This window comes from Chitinophaga pinensis, assembly GCF_007896845.1.
Classification (GTDB): Bacteria; Bacteroidota; Bacteroidia; order Chitinophagales; family Chitinophagaceae; genus Chitinophaga; species Chitinophaga pinensis_C.
In genome coordinates this window covers 1-16986 of record NZ_VOHS01000068.1, presented here as the reverse complement: position 1 = coordinate 16986, position 16986 = coordinate 1, and the positions used below count along the sequence as shown (strand labels likewise).

Annotated in this window: 20 protein-coding genes and 1 pseudogene; 7 read left to right on the top strand and 14 right to left on the bottom strand. The window is 44.7% G+C overall.

Annotated elements, in window-relative coordinates; genetic code table 11:
• The 6 genes and pseudogenes from FEF09_RS28435 to FEF09_RS28410 all read right to left on the bottom strand — a co-directional run.
• Window positions 1–276: pseudogene (locus FEF09_RS28435) on the bottom strand (ATP-binding cassette domain-containing protein); the annotation flags it as partial.
• Window positions 277–299: 23 nt separating this feature from the next.
• Window positions 300–590 (bottom strand): hypothetical protein, encoded by a 291-nt coding sequence (locus FEF09_RS34595; protein ID WP_146308225.1) that lies wholly within the window; start codon window positions 588–590, stop codon window positions 300–302.
• Window positions 591–711: 121 nt separating this feature from the next.
• Window positions 712–1878: a cysteine peptidase family C39 domain-containing protein gene (locus FEF09_RS28425; protein WP_146308224.1), complete on the bottom strand. Its 1167-nt coding sequence runs from the start codon at window positions 1876–1878 to the stop codon at window positions 712–714.
• A gap of 142 nt (window positions 1879–2020) precedes the next feature.
• Window positions 2021–3310 carry a TolC family protein gene (locus FEF09_RS28420; protein ID WP_146308223.1) on the bottom strand — a complete coding sequence of 430 codons (1290 nt, stop codon included), beginning with the start codon at window positions 3308–3310 and terminating at the stop codon, window positions 2021–2023.
• A 21-nt stretch (window positions 3311–3331) separates the two neighbouring features.
• Window positions 3332–4909, bottom strand: coding sequence for a DHA2 family efflux MFS transporter permease subunit (locus FEF09_RS28415; protein ID WP_146308222.1), 1578 nt, complete (start codon window positions 4907–4909; stop codon window positions 3332–3334).
• Window positions 4910–4928: 19 nt separating this feature from the next.
• Window positions 4929–5972 carry an HlyD family secretion protein gene (locus tag FEF09_RS28410; RefSeq protein ID WP_146308221.1) on the bottom strand — a complete coding sequence of 348 codons (1044 nt, stop codon included), beginning with the start codon at window positions 5970–5972 and terminating at the stop codon, window positions 4929–4931.
• A 149-nt stretch (window positions 5973–6121) separates the two neighbouring features.
• Between FEF09_RS28410 and FEF09_RS28405 the strand changes: the two genes are divergently transcribed.
• Window positions 6122–6589: a MarR family winged helix-turn-helix transcriptional regulator gene (locus FEF09_RS28405; RefSeq protein WP_146308220.1), complete on the top strand. Its 468-nt coding sequence runs from the start codon at window positions 6122–6124 to the stop codon at window positions 6587–6589.
• Between the two features lie 261 nt (window positions 6590–6850).
• On the top strand, window positions 6851–7423 hold the full coding sequence (locus FEF09_RS28400; protein ID WP_146308219.1) for a hypothetical protein: 573 nt from the start codon (window positions 6851–6853) through the stop codon (window positions 7421–7423).
• 394 nt (window positions 7424–7817) lie between these two features.
• On the opposite strand, the gene FEF09_RS28395 is transcribed toward FEF09_RS28400, so the two are convergent.
• Both FEF09_RS28395 and FEF09_RS28390 read right to left on the bottom strand, forming a co-directional pair.
• Window positions 7818–8579: a LytR/AlgR family response regulator transcription factor gene (locus FEF09_RS28395; RefSeq protein ID WP_146308218.1), complete on the bottom strand. Its 762-nt coding sequence runs from the start codon at window positions 8577–8579 to the stop codon at window positions 7818–7820.
• Window positions 8554–9597, bottom strand: coding sequence for a sensor histidine kinase (locus tag FEF09_RS28390; protein ID WP_186774583.1), 1044 nt, complete (start codon window positions 9595–9597; stop codon window positions 8554–8556). Before FEF09_RS28390 ends, FEF09_RS28395 begins: the two co-directional genes overlap by 26 nt.
• A gap of 126 nt (window positions 9598–9723) precedes the next feature.
• On the opposite strand from FEF09_RS28390, the gene FEF09_RS28385 reads away from it, so the two are divergent.
• A complete protein-coding gene (locus tag FEF09_RS28385; protein ID WP_146308216.1) occupies window positions 9724–10272 on the top strand; it encodes a lipocalin family protein in 549 nt (182 codons plus the stop codon).
• A 16-nt stretch (window positions 10273–10288) separates the two neighbouring features.
• Here the strand turns inward: FEF09_RS28385 and FEF09_RS28380 are convergent, their stop codons facing one another.
• A complete protein-coding gene (locus FEF09_RS28380) occupies window positions 10289–11164 on the bottom strand; it encodes a fructosamine kinase family protein (RefSeq protein WP_146308215.1) in 876 nt (291 codons plus the stop codon).
• A 173-nt stretch (window positions 11165–11337) separates the two neighbouring features.
• On the opposite strand from FEF09_RS28380, the gene FEF09_RS33995 reads away from it, so the two are divergent.
• Window positions 11338–11466, top strand: coding sequence for a hypothetical protein (locus FEF09_RS33995; RefSeq protein ID WP_261387866.1), 129 nt, complete (start codon window positions 11338–11340; stop codon window positions 11464–11466).
• A gap of 142 nt (window positions 11467–11608) precedes the next feature.
• Here FEF09_RS33995 and FEF09_RS28375 read toward each other — a convergent pair whose 3' ends face one another.
• The 5 genes from FEF09_RS28375 to FEF09_RS28355 all read right to left on the bottom strand — a co-directional run bounded on the left by FEF09_RS28375 (window position 11609) and on the right by FEF09_RS28355 (window position 15559).
• A complete protein-coding gene (locus FEF09_RS28375) occupies window positions 11609–12850 on the bottom strand; it encodes a PQQ-dependent sugar dehydrogenase (protein ID WP_146308214.1) in 1242 nt (413 codons plus the stop codon).
• A 114-nt stretch (window positions 12851–12964) separates the two neighbouring features.
• Window positions 12965–13837, bottom strand: coding sequence for a hypothetical protein (locus FEF09_RS28370; protein WP_146308213.1), 873 nt, complete (start codon window positions 13835–13837; stop codon window positions 12965–12967).
• A gap of 122 nt (window positions 13838–13959) precedes the next feature.
• Entirely contained in the window at window positions 13960–14841 is an 882-nt protein-coding gene (locus FEF09_RS28365) for a FecR family protein (RefSeq protein ID WP_146308212.1), read from the bottom strand.
• Complete coding sequence (locus tag FEF09_RS28360; protein ID WP_146308211.1) at window positions 14814–15170, bottom strand: FecR/PupR family sigma factor regulator; 357 nt, start codon at window positions 15168–15170, stop codon at window positions 14814–14816. Before FEF09_RS28360 ends, FEF09_RS28365 begins: the two co-directional genes overlap by 28 nt.
• 8 nt (window positions 15171–15178) lie before the next feature.
• Complete coding sequence (locus tag FEF09_RS28355; protein WP_146308210.1) at window positions 15179–15559, bottom strand: hypothetical protein; 381 nt, start codon at window positions 15557–15559, stop codon at window positions 15179–15181.
• Between the two features lie 726 nt (window positions 15560–16285).
• Between FEF09_RS28355 and FEF09_RS28350 the strand changes: the two genes are divergently transcribed.
• The 3 genes from FEF09_RS28350 to FEF09_RS35135 form a co-directional block, all read left to right on the top strand.
• Window positions 16286–16519 carry a hypothetical protein gene (locus FEF09_RS28350; protein ID WP_146308209.1) on the top strand — a complete coding sequence of 78 codons (234 nt, stop codon included), beginning with the start codon at window positions 16286–16288 and terminating at the stop codon, window positions 16517–16519.
• 96 nt (window positions 16520–16615) lie between these two features.
• The gene (locus FEF09_RS28345) at window positions 16616–16885 is read left to right on the top strand and encodes a TonB-dependent receptor plug domain-containing protein (protein WP_146308208.1); all 270 of its coding nucleotides are present in this window, start codon (window positions 16616–16618) and stop codon (window positions 16883–16885) included.
• A gap of 24 nt (window positions 16886–16909) precedes the next feature.
• A partial coding sequence (locus tag FEF09_RS35135) for a hypothetical protein (RefSeq protein WP_222597229.1) occupies window positions 16910–16986 on the top strand: 77 nt, incomplete at its 3' end.

Genomic DNA, 16986 nt, shown 5'->3' with positions numbered 1-16986 from the left:
ACCATCCTTTCCGATCATTGTATCATAACCAAAAGGCATTGCTGCGAAGAAGTCATGAATATTGGCCATCCTGCAGGCAGCCATCATACGATCCATATCCCTGTCCGCTTCACCGCCGAATACATTATTGGCAATGGTATCCCTGAAAACATATCCATCCTGCATCACGGCTCCGCATTGACTTCTCCAGCCCTGCGCCGTCATATCTTTAAATGACTCATCGCCTGCAAAAATGGTCCCCTGTGTCGGGCTGTAGAATTGCAGCAATAGTTTCAACAGCGTCGTTTTACCACTACCACTCATCCCACAATAGCCGTCATTCTTCCGGCTGGTATGGTCAGGTTGACATTATTCAAGACAAGCGGTGCGTGTTTATTACCATACTGAAAGTACACGCCTGACAGACGAAGATCACGGCCACGCATGTCTTGTATTGTAGTTTTTTCCGGTGACGGATCTTCATCCTGTTCATGATGCACCTCTGCGATCCGTTGCAGACTAAACTTCGTATTCTGCATCGCCCGTATGAATTCGGCCAGTTGGGCTACCGGCGCGTTTAGTTGTCCGCATATATAGGTGATCGCGAGCATCTCTCCAATGTCAGCTGTCCCTTAACAACCAATATGGCTGTAAAACAGGTGATGATCACATTGCGGGTCTCATAAACAAGGCAATTCCCTGTATAACTGATCCAGTTTCAGACTTTCCAGTTCACTGCAAAAGACGCTTGCTGCAGGCGTGCCATTGATTTATCTTGAGCTGTTCACTGCCTGTGAGTTTGATTTCCTGAAAGGCGGAGAAGATCTCCAGCAGTGTATCCTGATTAGCGGACAGTACCCGGAAACGTTTTTGATCCAGACGCCCACGCTTTTCTCTGAAGGCCCCTGTCCAGAAAATACCCACCGATGCACCAACAGCAAACAAAAGAAAAATGAGCCAGTTATAATAAAGTAAAGTAGCTCCCATCACCAGCAGGATCATGACTGACATTACAAATGTGACAGCAGAGGTGGTCAGAAAATCTTCTACCCGCTGATTATCAGTAACACGCTGCATATTATCTCCCGACTGCCTGTTATCAAAGAAGGAAAAGGGCAAACGCATCAGCTTCAACAGGAATGCTTCCAGCATCATGATACTCATCTGTGCACCGAGCGTCAATAGTAAACGGGCCCGAAAAAAATCAGTGATTTGTTTGCCGAGGAATAACATCAGCTGTCCTGCACAGATCAGTAACAGGATGGGAACATCCTTTTTATTAATACCTCTGTCTACAATTGCTTCGGTCAGTAATGGCATCATAAATGACAAGGCTGCCGCTACCAAAAGACTTATTCCGACGGGTATTAACTTTCGCCGGTGCATAGCCACAAAGGGCCAGAGTGTACGCAGATCAGTATCAGGCATCTTTACTTCGGCCGCCTCATAAAATGCGGAGGTGGGTTCAAGAAACAATGCCCTTCCGAATCCGGGTTTGTCAGCCAGTTGCCATGCTTCCATAAACTCCGGAATGGTATAACGAATACGGCGTCCGAGGGCAGGATCTGCCACATACACCTTATGTGCTGTCACCCGATACAATACAACAAAATGCTGTTTGTTCCAATGCAGCATACAGGGTAAAGGCGCTTTTGCTGCCAGTACCGTAAAGGGCAGTTCAGCCGATAGCGTCTTAAAGCCCAGCTGCTCCCCCGCTGCTATCAGATCGGCAAAAGTGACGCCCTGACGGGATATTTTACATTGATTGCGTAAATATTGCAAAGGATAAGTCTTCCCATGCCAGGCAGCAATCATTTGCAGACAGGTAGGGCCGCAATCCATTGCGTCAGCCTGCCTGAAAAAAGGGAAGGACTTCCTGGGGAATAGGAATTGAAACATTGTTGCAATCTATGTAAAAATAAAATATGAAACAATGTTTCATAAAATATTACATGGAATAAATGCAGGCATGCCTGTCTGAACAAAAAAGGGCATCTGCATAAGCAGACGCCCGAAACCTAACCTACAACTGTTAAAAATTTTACCAGTACCTCATCCCCAACACTCTTGCCAGTTCCAGTCTGGCCAGACAAAGTTGATACGTATACTGCAACGTTGACCGCTCTGCGCGCTGTACATTGGTACTGGCATTGGTCAGTTCCAGGTTGGTACCTGTTCCGTTCCTGTATCTGCTCTGCGCCAATTTCTGTGCTTCTTTTGCTGCTGCTACCTGTTCTCTTGCGTTGACCAACCTGGACTGATTACTTTCAATATCTGTGTATGCCTGTTTAATATCATTCTGTACGGTATTGTTTAGTGTCTGCATACCAAGGTTCGCTTCTTTCAGCTCACTCTGTGCGAGACGCCGTTGTTTCCTTGCTCTTGCACCTTCATATATAGGTACGCTTAATGTCACGCCACCTGCGTAATTATATCTGAACTGATTGAGATCGGGCATGTATCCATTGGCAAAACCGGTGCTTGCATTCAGAGAAAGTGAAGGCAATCCTGCTTTCTTACTGATATCCAGCCCTGCTTCTGACTGACTGATCCTGTCTTTCAACAGAGTATATTCGGGATTATATTGTTGTGCCACGCTCAATGCATCGTTTTTATTGTCTGCCGGCTGCATGAAGTCAAAGTCCTTTCCATCAGCTGTGGCACTACCTGTTGAGTATTGCAAAAGGTTATATTGCTTCAGCAGAGAATTCTCGAGATCGATGCGGGTGTTATTTTCCTGATCAATGGTAGACTGGATAGACAAGACATCATATCTCAGTGCGTCACCGTGTTTCAGTTTAATTTCTGTATCTTCTTTATTGGCTTTCAGAAAAGCCAGTACGCTGTCCTGTATAGCGATTGCTTTCTGCAGATAGACAATCTGATAGTAGATCATCGATACCTGATATGCCATCTGTGCTTTGTTATATTCAATGTTGTCCTTTGCATATTGCACGGCACGTTTTGCACTTTCTACATTCGCCTTTACCACGCCAAAGTCCCATAAGGTGTAACTGGCATTCACACCGGTGTTGTAGCTGCTATTCGGCATGATCTTAAACGTTGATAGTTGCCCGTTGATAGGTATCGTCATCTCTGATACAGGATGTGAATAGCGATAGCTCGCACTCCCTCTCAGATTCGGCAGTCCGTTTGTCTTCGCCAATGTGACCCTTTCTTCCTCTGTTTTCACAGATTGTTCCAGTTCGCTGAAGCGCGGGAAGTAAGTAAATGATTTATTAATTAACTCCTTCAGATCGCTGCTGACTGTCTGTGCGTGACTCTGTAGTCCTGCAAGCGAGAGAAGGGATATGATAATGACTTTTCTCATGATGTAATTTTTTAAATAAGATCAATGCGCTTCCGCAGCAACTCTCGCCCGTGTTTCGGCATCCATCTTTTCTGTTTTTAACAGTAACATGAAAGGGATTGTACAGACGAAAAACACGCTTACCAGTAAGAAACCATCGAGATAAGCAAGCATCTGCGCCTGACCACTGATGGTACGATCCAGATTGGACCATGCGCCATGTGCATTAGCAGCAATGGGATTGACGCCTTTACTGATAAGCCCCTGAGCGACGCCCGCTACCCTTTCATTCATCAACGGATTGTTTCCCTGCAGATTGGATACGAGATCAGAGCGATGTACAGCAAAACGTTGCGTAGAATAAGTATTCATAATAGCGATACCGAATGCACCACCGATCTGCCGGAACATATTATTGAGTGATATGCCATAGGCCATATCCTGTGGTTTCAGTCCGACTACTGCCTGACTTAACAGAGGTACTGTCAGACACGCAGTACCCACACCACGGAAGATCTGCGTATACATAAACCACCATTTATCTGCGTCCGGTGTCGCCTGTGCACTGGTATATCCATGCAGAATAAATAAGCCGAAACCTGTCACTACAAAGAACATCGGAGATACGCCCTTACCCAGTGAAGCACCTATAAAAGGCATCACCATGATCGTCACCAATGCCCCGGGGATCATTGACAGTCCTGATTCTGTAGGCGTATACCCCATTACGCGCTGTACCATCAGCGGAAAGAGATATACAGATCCAAATAGTCCGAAGCCACATACAAAGGTAAGTACATTACTACCGATCAGGTTTCTGCTTTTCAGCACCCGCAGGTTAATGATCGGCGTTTTTGTCTTTAGTTCCCACCAGATAAATGCTGCGAGTCCGGCTACTGCTGTTGCCGTCATTATACGGATCGTACTGTCTTCAAACCAGTCATCTGATTGTCCTTTCTCAAGAATGTATTGCAAAGCGCCGATCCCGGCGGATAATGAGAGCACGCCGATATAATCAATGGGAATAGATTTGCGGTCGATGTTGTATTCATTTTCCTTTTTATCAATGAACTTCCAGGTCAGGAGACTGGCAACAATACCAAATGGAATATTGATGTCAAAGATGAGCGGCCATGCATAGTTATCGACGATATATCCGCCTAGTATCGGTCCGATCGTCGGTCCGATCACAATCCCCATTCCGAACATACCGGAGGCTTTTGCCTTTTCAGAAGGATCGAAGGCATCGAATAATATACCCTGTGATACAGATAATAATGCGCCACCACCTACACCTTGTACGAATCGCCAGAAGACCAGCATCCATAAAGAGGAAGAGGCGCCACACATATAAGAGGCCAGTGTGAATATGATGATGGAAGCAAGGTAATAGTTCTTTCTTCCGAAATAGCGGCTAAGGAAGCCTGTCATCGGAATAACGATCACGTTTGCGATCGCGTAGGCAGTTACTACCCAGGAAGTATCTTCCAATGTAGCGCCAAGATTACCGCTGATGTTATTAAGTGCAACGTTGACGATGGATGTGTCTATCAGCTCCATGATCGCCGCTGAAATTGTGGTAATGACTATGATTACCCGCGTAAATTTATTTACCGCCATACACTATGCTGTTTGGGTCTCAATCAACCTGTACATCTACAGTTACACTAAGACCTGCTTTCAGTATACTCTTCAGTTCTTCTGCGCGGTCAATTTCAATTTTAACAGGCACCCTCTGTGTTACCTTTACAAAGTTGCCCGTTGCATTATCCGGTGGCAGGAGGGAAAATTTAGCACCTGTGGCATCGCTGAAGGCAACGATCTTACCCGAGATCTCTTTATCAGGATAACCATCTACTTCTACTTTTACCACCTGTCCTATCTTCATTTTTTCCAGCTGTGTCTCCTTGAAGTTGGCAACGATCCAGTAGCGTTCATTATTCACGACGCTAAACAGTTGTTGCCCTGCCTGTACGAGTTGCCCCTTTTGCAGATTCGTTTTTCCGATCCTGCCGGCAACCGGCGCCATCACCTGTGTATAGGACAATTTCAGTTTAGCCGATTCCAGTGCAGCTTCCTTCAGTGCCACATTGGCTTTTGCTCTTTCTATCTGTGCATTGGCGGTACCATTTTGTGATACAACCTGACCTACACGTTTCCGGGAAGATTCCAGCTGGCTCTGGGCCACTTTATAGGCGGACTGACTATTATCCAGCTGATGCTGTGTGATAGATCCATCATTAAACAGCGCCTGATCTCTTGCCAGATCGCGGGTGGCTTTTTCGAGGTTAACCTGCTCTACACTTACACCTGCGTCTGCCACCGTTTTATCCGAGCCGATGTTATTGATCTGCGCTTCTGCAAATATGAGATCCGCTTTCGCGGCAGAAAGATCTGCTGCTGCCTGTTGCACGGCTATTTTGTATTCTTTATCATCGATCGTTAGTAACAGCTGACCACCTTTTACAGATTGGTAATCCTGTAATGCAAACGTATCGATATAGCCGCCGACCCTGCTCAGCACAGGAATTGCATTACTCTCAATCTGTGCATTATCAGTGCTTTCATGCGTATATGCATGCATTATTTTTTTTCCTCCGAAATAGAGGATCGCGACTCCGGCTACGCCCAATACAATAAATTTTACCGGGCTTTTAGATTGCTGCGTTTTTTCCTGTGTCATTCCTGTGCTAGGTTATTTTTACAGCACAAAAGTAAACACTGTTGACTATATAGTAAACACTATTTACTATTTTTTTCTTTTGATTTTTTTCATTAAGGGGTATTCTAGCAAGGGTTTGCGGGTCTTTATATAGGGAAAAGATTACTTTTGTGTATGGCCATGAAAGAAAAAATAAATTAACGGGCAAAGAAGATAACCTGTTTGCCACCCTGTATATTTTAAAGCGGGCAATGGATGATTGGGGTAGCCGCAATATTGCTCACTGGGGTTATGAAAACTTCAATATTACCTATATGCCATTCTTTATGAATATCGGCAGTGAGGGTATCTCAAATAATGAAATTGCAGAAAAGATGCGGGTGACCAAACAGGCTGCCAGCAGAATCGTTCGTGAACTGGAGGCCTCGGGTCTTGTACGGGGTGAAAAGAGCGATAGTGACGGACGTTCCGTTAAACTGTACCTGACGGAAGAAGGCGAGAAATTGCAGGGCATTGCTATGAATGAGGCAAAATCATTGCGAAAGGATTATGTGAAAGCCATCGGACGTGAGCGGTACGAGATAGCGGAAACCGTATTAAAAGAGTTGATTGACTTCCATGAACAGAAACTGAAGTAATCGCGGCGGTTAATAACGCCATTATGCCCTCACTAAGCCGGGATCTATCCGCTTATGAGCGAAAAGATAATGGCTTAATGGTGATACAATAAGAGTATTTACCTGAGAAGGAAACATCATCATGTATAAAAAAGTTTAATATTAGTTACGCTCGTAACAAGAATCCGGGCGCTCATGATAATGTTTCCGGCGCTTGTATACATTCCCTGCATATGCGTCCATAGCATCGTTAACTTTGATATTCATCAAACTCACAAGACTATGGCAAGCGTAAAAGATAATATACTGTTGAAAAACGTATCTGGTACTATTGGCAAGCAAATGAATGTTTTTAACCGTTATGGAGAAACATTTATCAGGACTGCTAAAAAGGGGGGACAACTCAATTTTTCCTCCGTACAGATTGAATGCCAGCATAACTTTGCTGATGCTGTTTTATATGCAAAGCAGGTGATAAAAGACCCTGAAATGCATGCATACTATTTATCGTTTGCCAGGAAGAGCCAGAGTGCCTATAATGTAGCGATGAAGGATGCTTTGAGTGCCCCGGTGATCAAACAGATAGATGCGGATGTATATACAGGAGAAATCGGGCAACTGATCAGTGTATATGCAGTAGATTTTTTCAGGGTCTATCAGGTAAAAGTTGCCATCATCAATATTGCAGGAGAAACAATTGAAGAGGGAGCTGCTATCCAGCAATGGAAACCAATGTACTGGCATTATACAACAACGACCGGAACAACGATGGCGCAGGTAGCAAACATACAGGTAACAGCGGTGGATATGCCGGGGAATCAGACAACGGCCGTATTGCTATTTACAGATACTTAAAAAATAAGCCGGAACAGGAATGTACCGGCTGACCTTAAACCTACAACTGTCGCTGACGATCAGCAACTAAATTATTTTAGTATATTTTTATCGTGTTTAATATGCTGGGCCGAAGTTCTTACAATCTGTCTTAAATCTCAACTCAAAGGCGTTGAAACGGACAAATTACCCCCTGAAACGCCCCTGCCGGAAAATACGTAGGGGCGCATGAATACGCCCCCCTTTTCTCATATTCTGTTACGAATATGTATGTGTACCTTATATATGAAGTATGTGTGTATACGAATAGGTATATACCAACACAAAGGTCTGTATATACAATGCTGCCAGCCAACTAAACTGTAGTGAAACAGCCAATTAGCCTGTTGAAGTGTGCTATGGAGGAATTAATATGTCAGCGCTGTGTTAACCATTCCAGAAACTGTCCCATCTTCTCACGGCTGATGGTCACCGATTCAGGAACCGGTACTGACAAAGAAAGCGTCAGTTTGCGGGAAAGGGCGCTGGAAGCATCCAGTACGGCCTTACGATGCACAAGATACTGCCTGTTAGCGCGAAAAAAAAGCGGTTCTGTAAATTTACCTAGTTCGTCCATCGTTTTATTGACGACGTAGGTCTTTTTGTCAAATGTAGTGAGGTTAACCACCCCATTTTTCAGATAGAAAAAAGCAATGTCACTGATAGCGACCGGCATGATCCTGTCTTTCTGATACACCAGTACGGCGCCCGTTTCAGTTGTTTTCTTCGTAGTGAATAACTGTTCCAGTGCTTTATAAGGAACCGCATTTTCTGCAATCCGGCCTCTGAAAGCCAGATATTTATTGATCGCGGCAGATACTGACTCATTCGTAAAGGGTTTCAGGATATAGTCAAAGCCGTTAGCCTTAAATGCATGTAAAGCATATTCGTCATAAGCAGTACAAAAGATCACGGGAACGTCTATTTCCACAGCAGAGAATATCTCGAAGCTCAGACCATCTCCCAGCTGTATATCAGCAAAGATCAGATCCGCACTGCGGTCTGTATTAAAATAACTGATACTGTCCTTTACAGTTCCCAGCACCTTTAAGATACTGATCTCCGGAAACAGTTGCTGAATGGTCTGTACCAGGTCTCTCGCGGTTATTTTCTCATCCTCTATGATCACTACCTTCATTACTCAAAACTTTAATGCTGACTGAAAAGGTATGCAAATCCTGTGAGATAATCACCTCATCTCCTGACAATATCCGGTACCTTTCTACCAGATTGATCAGGCCCTTCCCGCTTTGGGAATCAATATGCTTTCTGACCTGCAGATTATTCTCTGTAATGATCCACCCTTCCTGATAATACACCGTAATGTGTAAGGGAGAAGCCTCCGTCGCTTCATTATGTTTGATCGCATTCTCTATCAGCGATTGCAAAGAAAACGCGGGGACAAACCCTGTTGACAATACCTTCTCCGGAATATCTATGGTACAATGCAGTGCATCTTCAAAACGGATCTTTTGCATTTCAAGATAATCATTGCAAAGCTTTATCTCATCAGACAAACGAGTGGCGCGGGACTGCGGCTCAGCCAGCGAGGCACGCAGAAAATTCACGAGATGAGAAAGATAGGCCTCTCCTGCCTGAATGTCTGTCTTATACAGGCTTTTCAGCATGCTCAGTGCATTGAAGAGGAAATGAGGGTGTATCTGCTGTTTTAATAACAGATTCGCCGATTCAAGATTGGCGGCTTTCAGACGGGAATTTTCCAGTTCAATATTTTCTTTTTCGAAACGTAGAATCACGAGATTATGTGTAACAATTACCAGCAAATTATTCCAGAAGCCCTGTAACAGCACTGCGGGCAGTCGTTGCAGGAAAGTAAAATGTTCTTTTGCCGCGTCGAAGTACGCCTCCATTGGTATGGTCAGGGAAAATAAACAACAGGTCAGCAGATAGCCCGCTATATATCTGGTGATCCGCTCCTGCTTTTTGGTCTGGAAAGGAACGTACTTCCTCAGCAACACAATGATCCAGACACTGGATAGCCCTGTCATCAGTGAACGTACCCCCGTCATAAAAGCGACACCCCATATTGCGCCGTTACCCAGCCGGAAGACAATAATAAACATGATCGCCGATGCTGCCGAAATAGAAGCCAGTACCCAGCAATAACGTATCAGTTCCCTGACGAGCGGACTCATTTTCATCGTTTAAAGTTAGGCGAATTTCCAGCTCCCACTGAACGTTACCGATACGAAACGGACAAAACAGATACCGAGGTGGCGGAAAGGCATGTATTTTGATTAAATACAGGCAAACCCATACATATGGTACGAATCAATAAAGTTCATGTTGCCCTGCTGGCTGGTGCCGGTCTCCTGATGCTCAGCACAGCAACGGCGGTCACCATTCCCAAAGGGGCGACTGCCGTAAGGCCTTTCTATGTAGATAAATTCCTCGGAAAATGGTATGAAATTGCCCGTATGGACTACAAATATGAACGTCACCTGAACAACGTCACCGCTACTTACAGTTTGCGGAAAGATGGGGCGATCAAAGTAGACAACCGTGGCTATGATTACACAAGGAACAAGTGGAAAGAAAGTATCGGGAAAGCTAAATTCGTCAGAGAAGGCGACCTTGGCCGGCTGAAAGTATCTTTCTTTGGCCCTTTCTACGCCGGTTATAATGTGATCGCCATTGACAGGGAATATAAGTATGCGCTTATTGCGGGAAATAATCTGCAATACCTTTGGATACTATCAAGGGAAACAAGTATCCCCGGACATGTGAAAGATAATTACCTGCTGAAGGCACAGGAGCTGGGGTATGATACAGATGCATTGGTATGGTGTGAACACGATCAGGAAGTGTAGCATCCTCCTGATTTGTCTACGCGTATTGTGCGAGAATATCGGCGGACTGCCCCACATAATGTCCGCCAAATAAGATGGCATGAACCAGCAAAGGATAAAGCTGGCAAAGTAATACCCGTTGCCGCCAGTCGGCCGCCAAAGGAAAAATCTCCTGATAACGCTGGTAAAAAGCTGCCTCAAATCCGCCAAACAGCAATGTCATAGCAATATCCATCTCACGGTGACCATAATAAACCGCGGGATCATAAATAACCGGATCCCCGTTCCCCATAAACATATAATTACCGGCCCACAGATCGCCATGCAATAATGCCGGTGATTCCAACGGAAAAAGCTCCGCTAAACGCACCGCCAATGCATCTGCCCATCTGATCTCCTTCGTTCCAAAATGCCGCATGTCCACCAGCTGTCTTACCAGCGGAAGAATACGGTTCTCAGCATAAAAAGCAGCCCATGAAGATTTCCATGTGTTCTGCTGTACAATCGTACCGATATAGTTATCTTCTCCTAATCCAAATTGTTCATGAGTGGTCTTGTGTAAAGCGGCCAGACCTTCCGCTAACCAGTATACGCTCTGCGGGCCTGCATGGCCTTTGGGCAGATATTCCATCAGCAGATAAGTATACTGCTGATAGCTGCCGTATAACAGTGGCGCAGGCACTTTCAGGGTGTTGGTACTCTTTAATAAATTCAATGCGTTAAACTCTTTTTCAAACATCATTGCATAACTGCTGTGATTGCGTTTGAGAAACCATGGCCCACGGCTGGTTTCGATGATTGCTGCTTCGTTGATGTCTCCACCGCTGACAGCACTGTAGTTGTGGATGTCTACTGGTGTGTGCCAGTGGGTGGTGAGGATGGAGGAGAGATGATGGAGGAAGTGTTTGTCCATAAAATAAATTAACAAAGTGGTTAGTCTTAGAGCAAAGACGCTTACTTCAATATTCAACTATTAACCCTGAAGTTACCAACTTTAGAAAATGGAAAATTAATTTTGTTCTGAAGCCAATATCAGGAATACCGATAGATAGTATAAACACCAAAATGAGCGCAAAAATATTTAACATGGCTATTAAACTTAATGGATGGATGGAAATCATTGAGCAAGCGAAAGCACGAGGTAAATTCAGTTACATGGATTCTGAAGAAGATGATGAGATAAGAATGCCGTCAATGCTCATGCAGCTGAAGTAAAGCGTGATTTCGGGCACAAAGAAAAACAGTCTGTAATAGCAGCATCTAAAGTAACACTTACAGCATAATATTCTCAAATTCCTTTATAAAAGAAGAGGGCGTCTGCTGGTAGCAGACGCCCTCTTCTTTTATAAAGGATAAGTTATTTCTTATGAATACTATACAGTCTTCCATTATCCGTCACTGCATACAACACACCATTATCCCCCTCAGTAATATCCCTGAAACGCTGTTCTTCACTAAGCAACAGCATCTCTTCTCCTACTACCTTATTATTTTCAATCACCAGTCGTGCGATATGTATACTGCTCAGACCACAGATAAACAGATTGTCCTTCCATTCAGGAATACCTTTACCGGAGTAAAAGGTAATACCACTTGGTGACAATACAGGATCCCAGTAATAAACCGGTTGTTCCAGTCCATCTTTCTGCTGGATACCATCACCAACTTTATCACCTTTATATTCTATACCGTAGGTAATAGTAGGCCAGCCATAGTTCTTACCCGGTTCGATACGATTCAATTCATCGCCACCTCTTGGACCGAATTCTGTTTCCCACAGATCACCGGTTGCGGGGTTGAAAGCCAGCCCTTGTACGTTACGATGACCATAGCTATAGATTTCAGGGCGGGCATCCGCCTGTCCTGCAAATGGATTACCGGCAGCAGGTTTACCCTCTTTGGTAATACGCAGCACCTTACCTAATGCGGAATTCAGTTGCTGTGCCTGTGGACGTGTCTGCAGATCGGAACGTTCACCAGTACTGATCACGAGATTACCATCTTTATCAAAAACGATTCTTCCACCATAATGCAGGGTACCTTTAAATGCAGGAGTAGCCCTGTAAATAACGGTTGCTCCTTCGATAGTCTTTTCATCAGCAGAGAGTTTGCCTTTCGCAACAGCTGTCAGGTTACCATCCGGACGAGGATCGGAGAATACCCAATATACCATTCTGTTGGTTTTGAAATCAGGATCTACCCTGATACCCAGCAGGCCACCCTGACCGTCAGGGTTTACTTTTGGCAGACCAGTAATAGGTTCGCTTAACTGTCCGCTGGTGGTCGCAATACGTAATACGCCTTTCTTTTCCGTAATCAGCAGTCTGCCGTCCGGTAAAGGTGTAATACCCCATGGATTTTCCAGTTTGTCGGACAATACAGTCCCTTCATAAGGAGTCTGGGTTTTCACGCCATTAACGCGGGTCTGACCGGGAAATGCGGGTTTGTAATCAGAATTAGGTTTTTTCGTCTCAACGGGACCAATGGTGCTGTCTGTAGCGGTACTGTCAGTGGTATTGTGCTGACCACCGGAAGGAGAACCGCAGGAGGCGAGCACGAATGTCGTCCCTGTGATAAGAGCCTGCAATGATTTTTTCATAGTGGAAAATATAAATCATTTTTTTGAATTGTGTTATCTATAGATGGTTGAACGGTCGATATCACTATAAAACCGGAGATCAGACACGCATTCCCTTCCTTTTTACAAGCCTTCCTATTTGTTCAGGTCGTAAAGCATCTCTATAAATTTCAGCTGTTGCTCAAGCGGCATTTGCTTATCATAAATCATGATGTTGTACACAAGACCAATATGTGTACCGAATAAGAAATTATTGTCATTATCCTGATCTTTGGCATTCCAGATAATGAATGACTTCTCCTTATTCTCCGTTATTTTCTTTACAGCCATTTTCAGTTCATCCCGCATGAAGTTGGAATCCCATTCATAGTAAGTTTCTGTCGTTACGAAATCATCCTGTCCTTCTTTATAAGACTCCATTTCAGATGCCGGGAAAACTATCATTGCGACAGTGGTCGAATCCGCATTGGTAAAAAATACCTGCCCACCTTCCAGAATCGTTTTTATTTTCCATTCACCCGGCAGCCTGATCTTAGCTTTATGTGGTGAATATTTCTTCACCGTAGTATCCATTACCGGATAAAAATTGAAGCAGTTTTCTTTCTTTTCATGCTCTTTAGTCAGACAAATGCGGTTGTCAGCGGAGACATTACCTTCATACATCGTCTGCTGTTCTCCTTCCAGACGGGCATCCGGCAACCCTTTATTGCTTAGCTGTATAGCTACTTTAGCTCCTTTTACCTGATAATATCCTTTCTGTGCATATTGCTGATATCGTCCGAACCATGCAGCAACTGCCTGCGCATTAACACTGGTAACGGTCTGGGAATACACACTTCCATCGTTATAAAATCTGAGATAGGTATACATATCGATTTTACCATCCACGGTGCCGGTTTTGCTGATATAGAAACCGTTGAGAGAAATGGCAGATGTGGCTTTCTGTTGGGAATAACCATCCGTCACCAAAGCAAAAAAGGCGCCTGCGAGCAGCATAAAAAGTCTCATAAGTAAGGTTTTCTTTAAATCAAAAATGATGTGCTATATCAAGGAATAAATAGCTACGCAGTCAATTATAAACACGAATATAAGTATATCTGCAGCTTTGTGTATGGCGAAACCGGGCGCTTTTATTCATATACCTCCAGCAATCGCCTGTTCCCTTTAAATTGAAAACGTAATTTCAGAGGGGCCAGTACCTGTAATGCCTCTTCCAATCTTTTATTACTGTCGATCGTCCCGGTAAATACCCTGTCAGGTACCTCCTTCGGATATACGACCATGACGTCATACCAGCGGGCCAGCTGGCGCATTACTCTGCGTAAAGGCGTCTTTTTAAAATAAAAGATACCGCGCTTCCACGCAAGGGCCTGTTCAGGATCTGCAGTTGCGATTGACATATCTTTTCCCGGAGGCAGACTGGCTTCTTGTCCGGCGTACAATGTGACCGGCGCTTCTCTCCCCTTTACACGAATGTGCATAGCGTCATCCAATGCGGTAATCCTCAGCACAGATGCTCTGGCATCTGTATAGGCATATATATTGAAACTACCTCCATTGGTAGCAACAGTGTGCTTCCCGGGCAGGGTTACAAAAAAGGGATGTGCGGTATCGGGTACCACTTCCAGATATACCCCACCCGTCACTTCTACCTTTCGTTCTTTACCATTGAAGGTCAGAGGGTAGCGGATACTACTCTGTGCATTCAGCCACACATGCGAACCATCCGGCAGTCTGCAATCGAAACGTCTGCCTTTGGGTGTGGTGATCATATTAAAACCAATAGCGGCAGCAGCACTTTTCTGCTGGCTGGCCAAGGTTTCAATAGCAAAAGAATCCAGTGTAAGGGTGGATCCATCGGCACGGGTCAGCACAGCACCATAAGAACCGGGCATAACGTCTGACAACTGAATTTCCGGCTGTATCGGCAAGTTATTGCTGTGTCGCAATCTGAGGGTCACAAATGCGGTCGTCAATCCAACAATCAATGCCGGGATGGACCAGCGGAACATAAAGTCCCAGAAAGGACCGCTAATGGCAATTCCGGAAGAGACGTCGCTGGCGTTGTACTTTCGGTCATTCTGAGCGTCTCTATTCCTTCCATCAGTGTAATGGCATCTTCGAAATAGGCAAAGTGCTCTTCACCTTCCGGCCATTTACCTGAAAATATCTCGTCATATACCGTACGATGTACCGGATCAGCATGCAACCAGTCGCTCATGGTCTGCCGGTCTTCTTCACTCAGGTCCCAGCCATGCCATGAGTAAAACAAGGGCCGTAATACAGGGCTCCACGCAAGTGCCTGTTCCAGATCATCCGCATAATATTCTGCCTCAAACAAGATCAGCTCTAATAATTCTGCCTGTAACACACGGGCATCTCCGGAAACATCGTATACAGCACCATCTCCGTTAAAACATCTGCCGGTTCGCTAAAAACTATATCGTACATGGTCAGTTCCTCTGCGGCAACAGCCATGGAAGTATAGAGAAAAGACTTCAGCCCGCCAATATCTGAAAAATGGACCTTGTTGTCTTTCAGTGATGAGAAGACAATAGCCGCACATTCGGCGGCATCTTGCCGCCAGCTATCCCGCCAACCGTACTTCTTGTAAATGAAATAGCAGAGTGGCCGGATATGTTCTCTGGTAATGATTGAATAGGCATATCCATCCCCGGCAGCAGCACGCGCGAGGACATCCGGATCGGTATAGAGCTGATAACTATGCACAGTATTGTTGAATCTGTTTGATCTCCCAAAGCTAAGAAAACATTCGATGCCACCCTTTTGAAGGCTTATATCTGTTCTGATCAGCTCTATGCAGGCGCCTCCCATGGCGGTACAACAGGAATTTATCAGCAAGATCCTGCGCAAAATGCTATTGTCCAAATTCCGGCACAAAAGAAACAACATTAACAACCTGATGATCAACGCAATAAACCCACTGATAACAGAAACAACCACTGGCTTTTAGTGTCAATAGGACACCGTAGGACACTTATTATGTTCCTTAATCGTAGTATAGTGTTATTAATTATGTTCCACAAATTCTCGTCGTTATGAAAAAAACGTTGTTCACCTTACTATGCCCTGTTGGTACATAAGTGATCGTACTTCACAGCAGGAGCAGCCCTTTCATTTGAATAAGCCCTTTTTTAAGTAAAACAGTGATGACCTAACAGGAAAGTTGACCACATTCCCCGACCTGCTACCGTGAAGCCTTTGGAAAACAGTCAACCTGCATATACGAGCGAACAGTCAATGAATCAGGGATTCTTCAAACAGGCGTAATCATCATTTATCGTCTTTTACAGCTACGCAATCCATCACCGGACTGCGATTTATTGCTTATTGCCATTTTTCATCAGGGTACAGACACCATGGTAAGGCTCCCTGTTGCCCTACATTGCCGGCACCACCGCTATCAAACAATCTGACATTACAATCGCTTACATTATGAATAGAAAAATTACACTGTTAAAGCGCATATTGTTCAGCACAATACCTATACTGTTATCGTTATGTGTGTCAGCACAAACATTACGTGTATCAGGTAAAATAGTTGACAACAATCAGCAGGCACTTCAGGGTGTCACAGTCATGGAGACAGGTACCAACAACATGACTACTTCCAAAGCGGACGGCTCCTTCTCTGCAGGTACGCTCCGCCAATGCAACACTTGCTTTTAGTTTTGTCGGATTTGACAGGCAGGAAGTCAATGTCCGCAGTCGTAGTACTATTGACGTTACCTGCAATCTGTTTCCAAAGCTATCAATGAAGTGGTCGTGTGGATATGGTTCGCAGAAGAAAAGCGACGTGACCGGCGCATTGACAAGTATCTCCGCCAAAACAATACAGGAACGCCCTGTCACCAATCTGCACAGGCCATGCAGGGAAAGGCAGCAGGCCTGAATGTAGCAACCAATATCAAACCGGGTGAAGTACCTTCTATACGCATCCGTGGTACACGATCCGGCAATACTTCCAATGAGCCATTATATGTGGTAGATGGAGTACCTGTTGTCGCTGCATTGGGTGTCAATTCATTTCTATAATGACCTGAACCCGAATGACATTGCATCCGTAGAAATCTGAAAGACGCCTCTGCAACTGCTATCTACGGATCAAGAGGAGCTAATGGTGTTATTCTGGTCAC

Coding starts and splice junctions, on each gene's coding strand:
- FEF09_RS34595 (WP_146308225.1), bottom strand. CDS start 590: ATGCTCGCGATCACCTATATATGCGGACAACTAAACGCGCCGGTAGCC.
- FEF09_RS28425 (WP_146308224.1), bottom strand. CDS start 1,878: ATGTTTCAATTCCTATTCCCCAGGAAGTCCTTCCCTTTTTTCAGGCAG.
- FEF09_RS28420 (WP_146308223.1), bottom strand. CDS start 3,310: ATGAGAAAAGTCATTATCATATCCCTTCTCTCGCTTGCAGGACTACAG.
- FEF09_RS28415 (WP_146308222.1), bottom strand. CDS start 4,909: ATGGCGGTAAATAAATTTACGCGGGTAATCATAGTCATTACCACAATT.
- FEF09_RS28410 (WP_146308221.1), bottom strand. CDS start 5,972: ATGACACAGGAAAAAACGCAGCAATCTAAAAGCCCGGTAAAATTTATT.
- FEF09_RS28400 (WP_146308219.1), top strand. CDS start 6,851: ATGGCAAGCGTAAAAGATAATATACTGTTGAAAAACGTATCTGGTACT.
- FEF09_RS28395 (WP_146308218.1), bottom strand. CDS start 8,579: ATGAAGGTAGTGATCATAGAGGATGAGAAAATAACCGCGAGAGACCTG.
- FEF09_RS28390 (WP_186774583.1), bottom strand. CDS start 9,597: ATGAGTCCGCTCGTCAGGGAACTGATACGTTATTGCTGGGTACTGGCT.
- FEF09_RS28385 (WP_146308216.1), top strand. CDS start 9,724: ATGGTACGAATCAATAAAGTTCATGTTGCCCTGCTGGCTGGTGCCGGT.
- FEF09_RS28380 (WP_146308215.1), bottom strand. CDS start 11,164: ATGGACAAACACTTCCTCCATCATCTCTCCTCCATCCTCACCACCCAC.
- FEF09_RS33995 (WP_261387866.1), top strand. CDS start 11,338: ATGGCTATTAAACTTAATGGATGGATGGAAATCATTGAGCAAGCGAAA.
- FEF09_RS28375 (WP_146308214.1), bottom strand. CDS start 12,850: ATGAAAAAATCATTGCAGGCTCTTATCACAGGGACGACATTCGTGCTC.
- FEF09_RS28370 (WP_146308213.1), bottom strand. CDS start 13,837: ATGAGACTTTTTATGCTGCTCGCAGGCGCCTTTTTTGCTTTGGTGACG.
- FEF09_RS28365 (WP_146308212.1), bottom strand. CDS start 14,841: ATGTTCCGCTGGTCCATCCCGGCATTGATTGTTGGATTGACGACCGCA.
- FEF09_RS28350 (WP_146308209.1), top strand. CDS start 16,286: ATGAATAGAAAAATTACACTGTTAAAGCGCATATTGTTCAGCACAATA.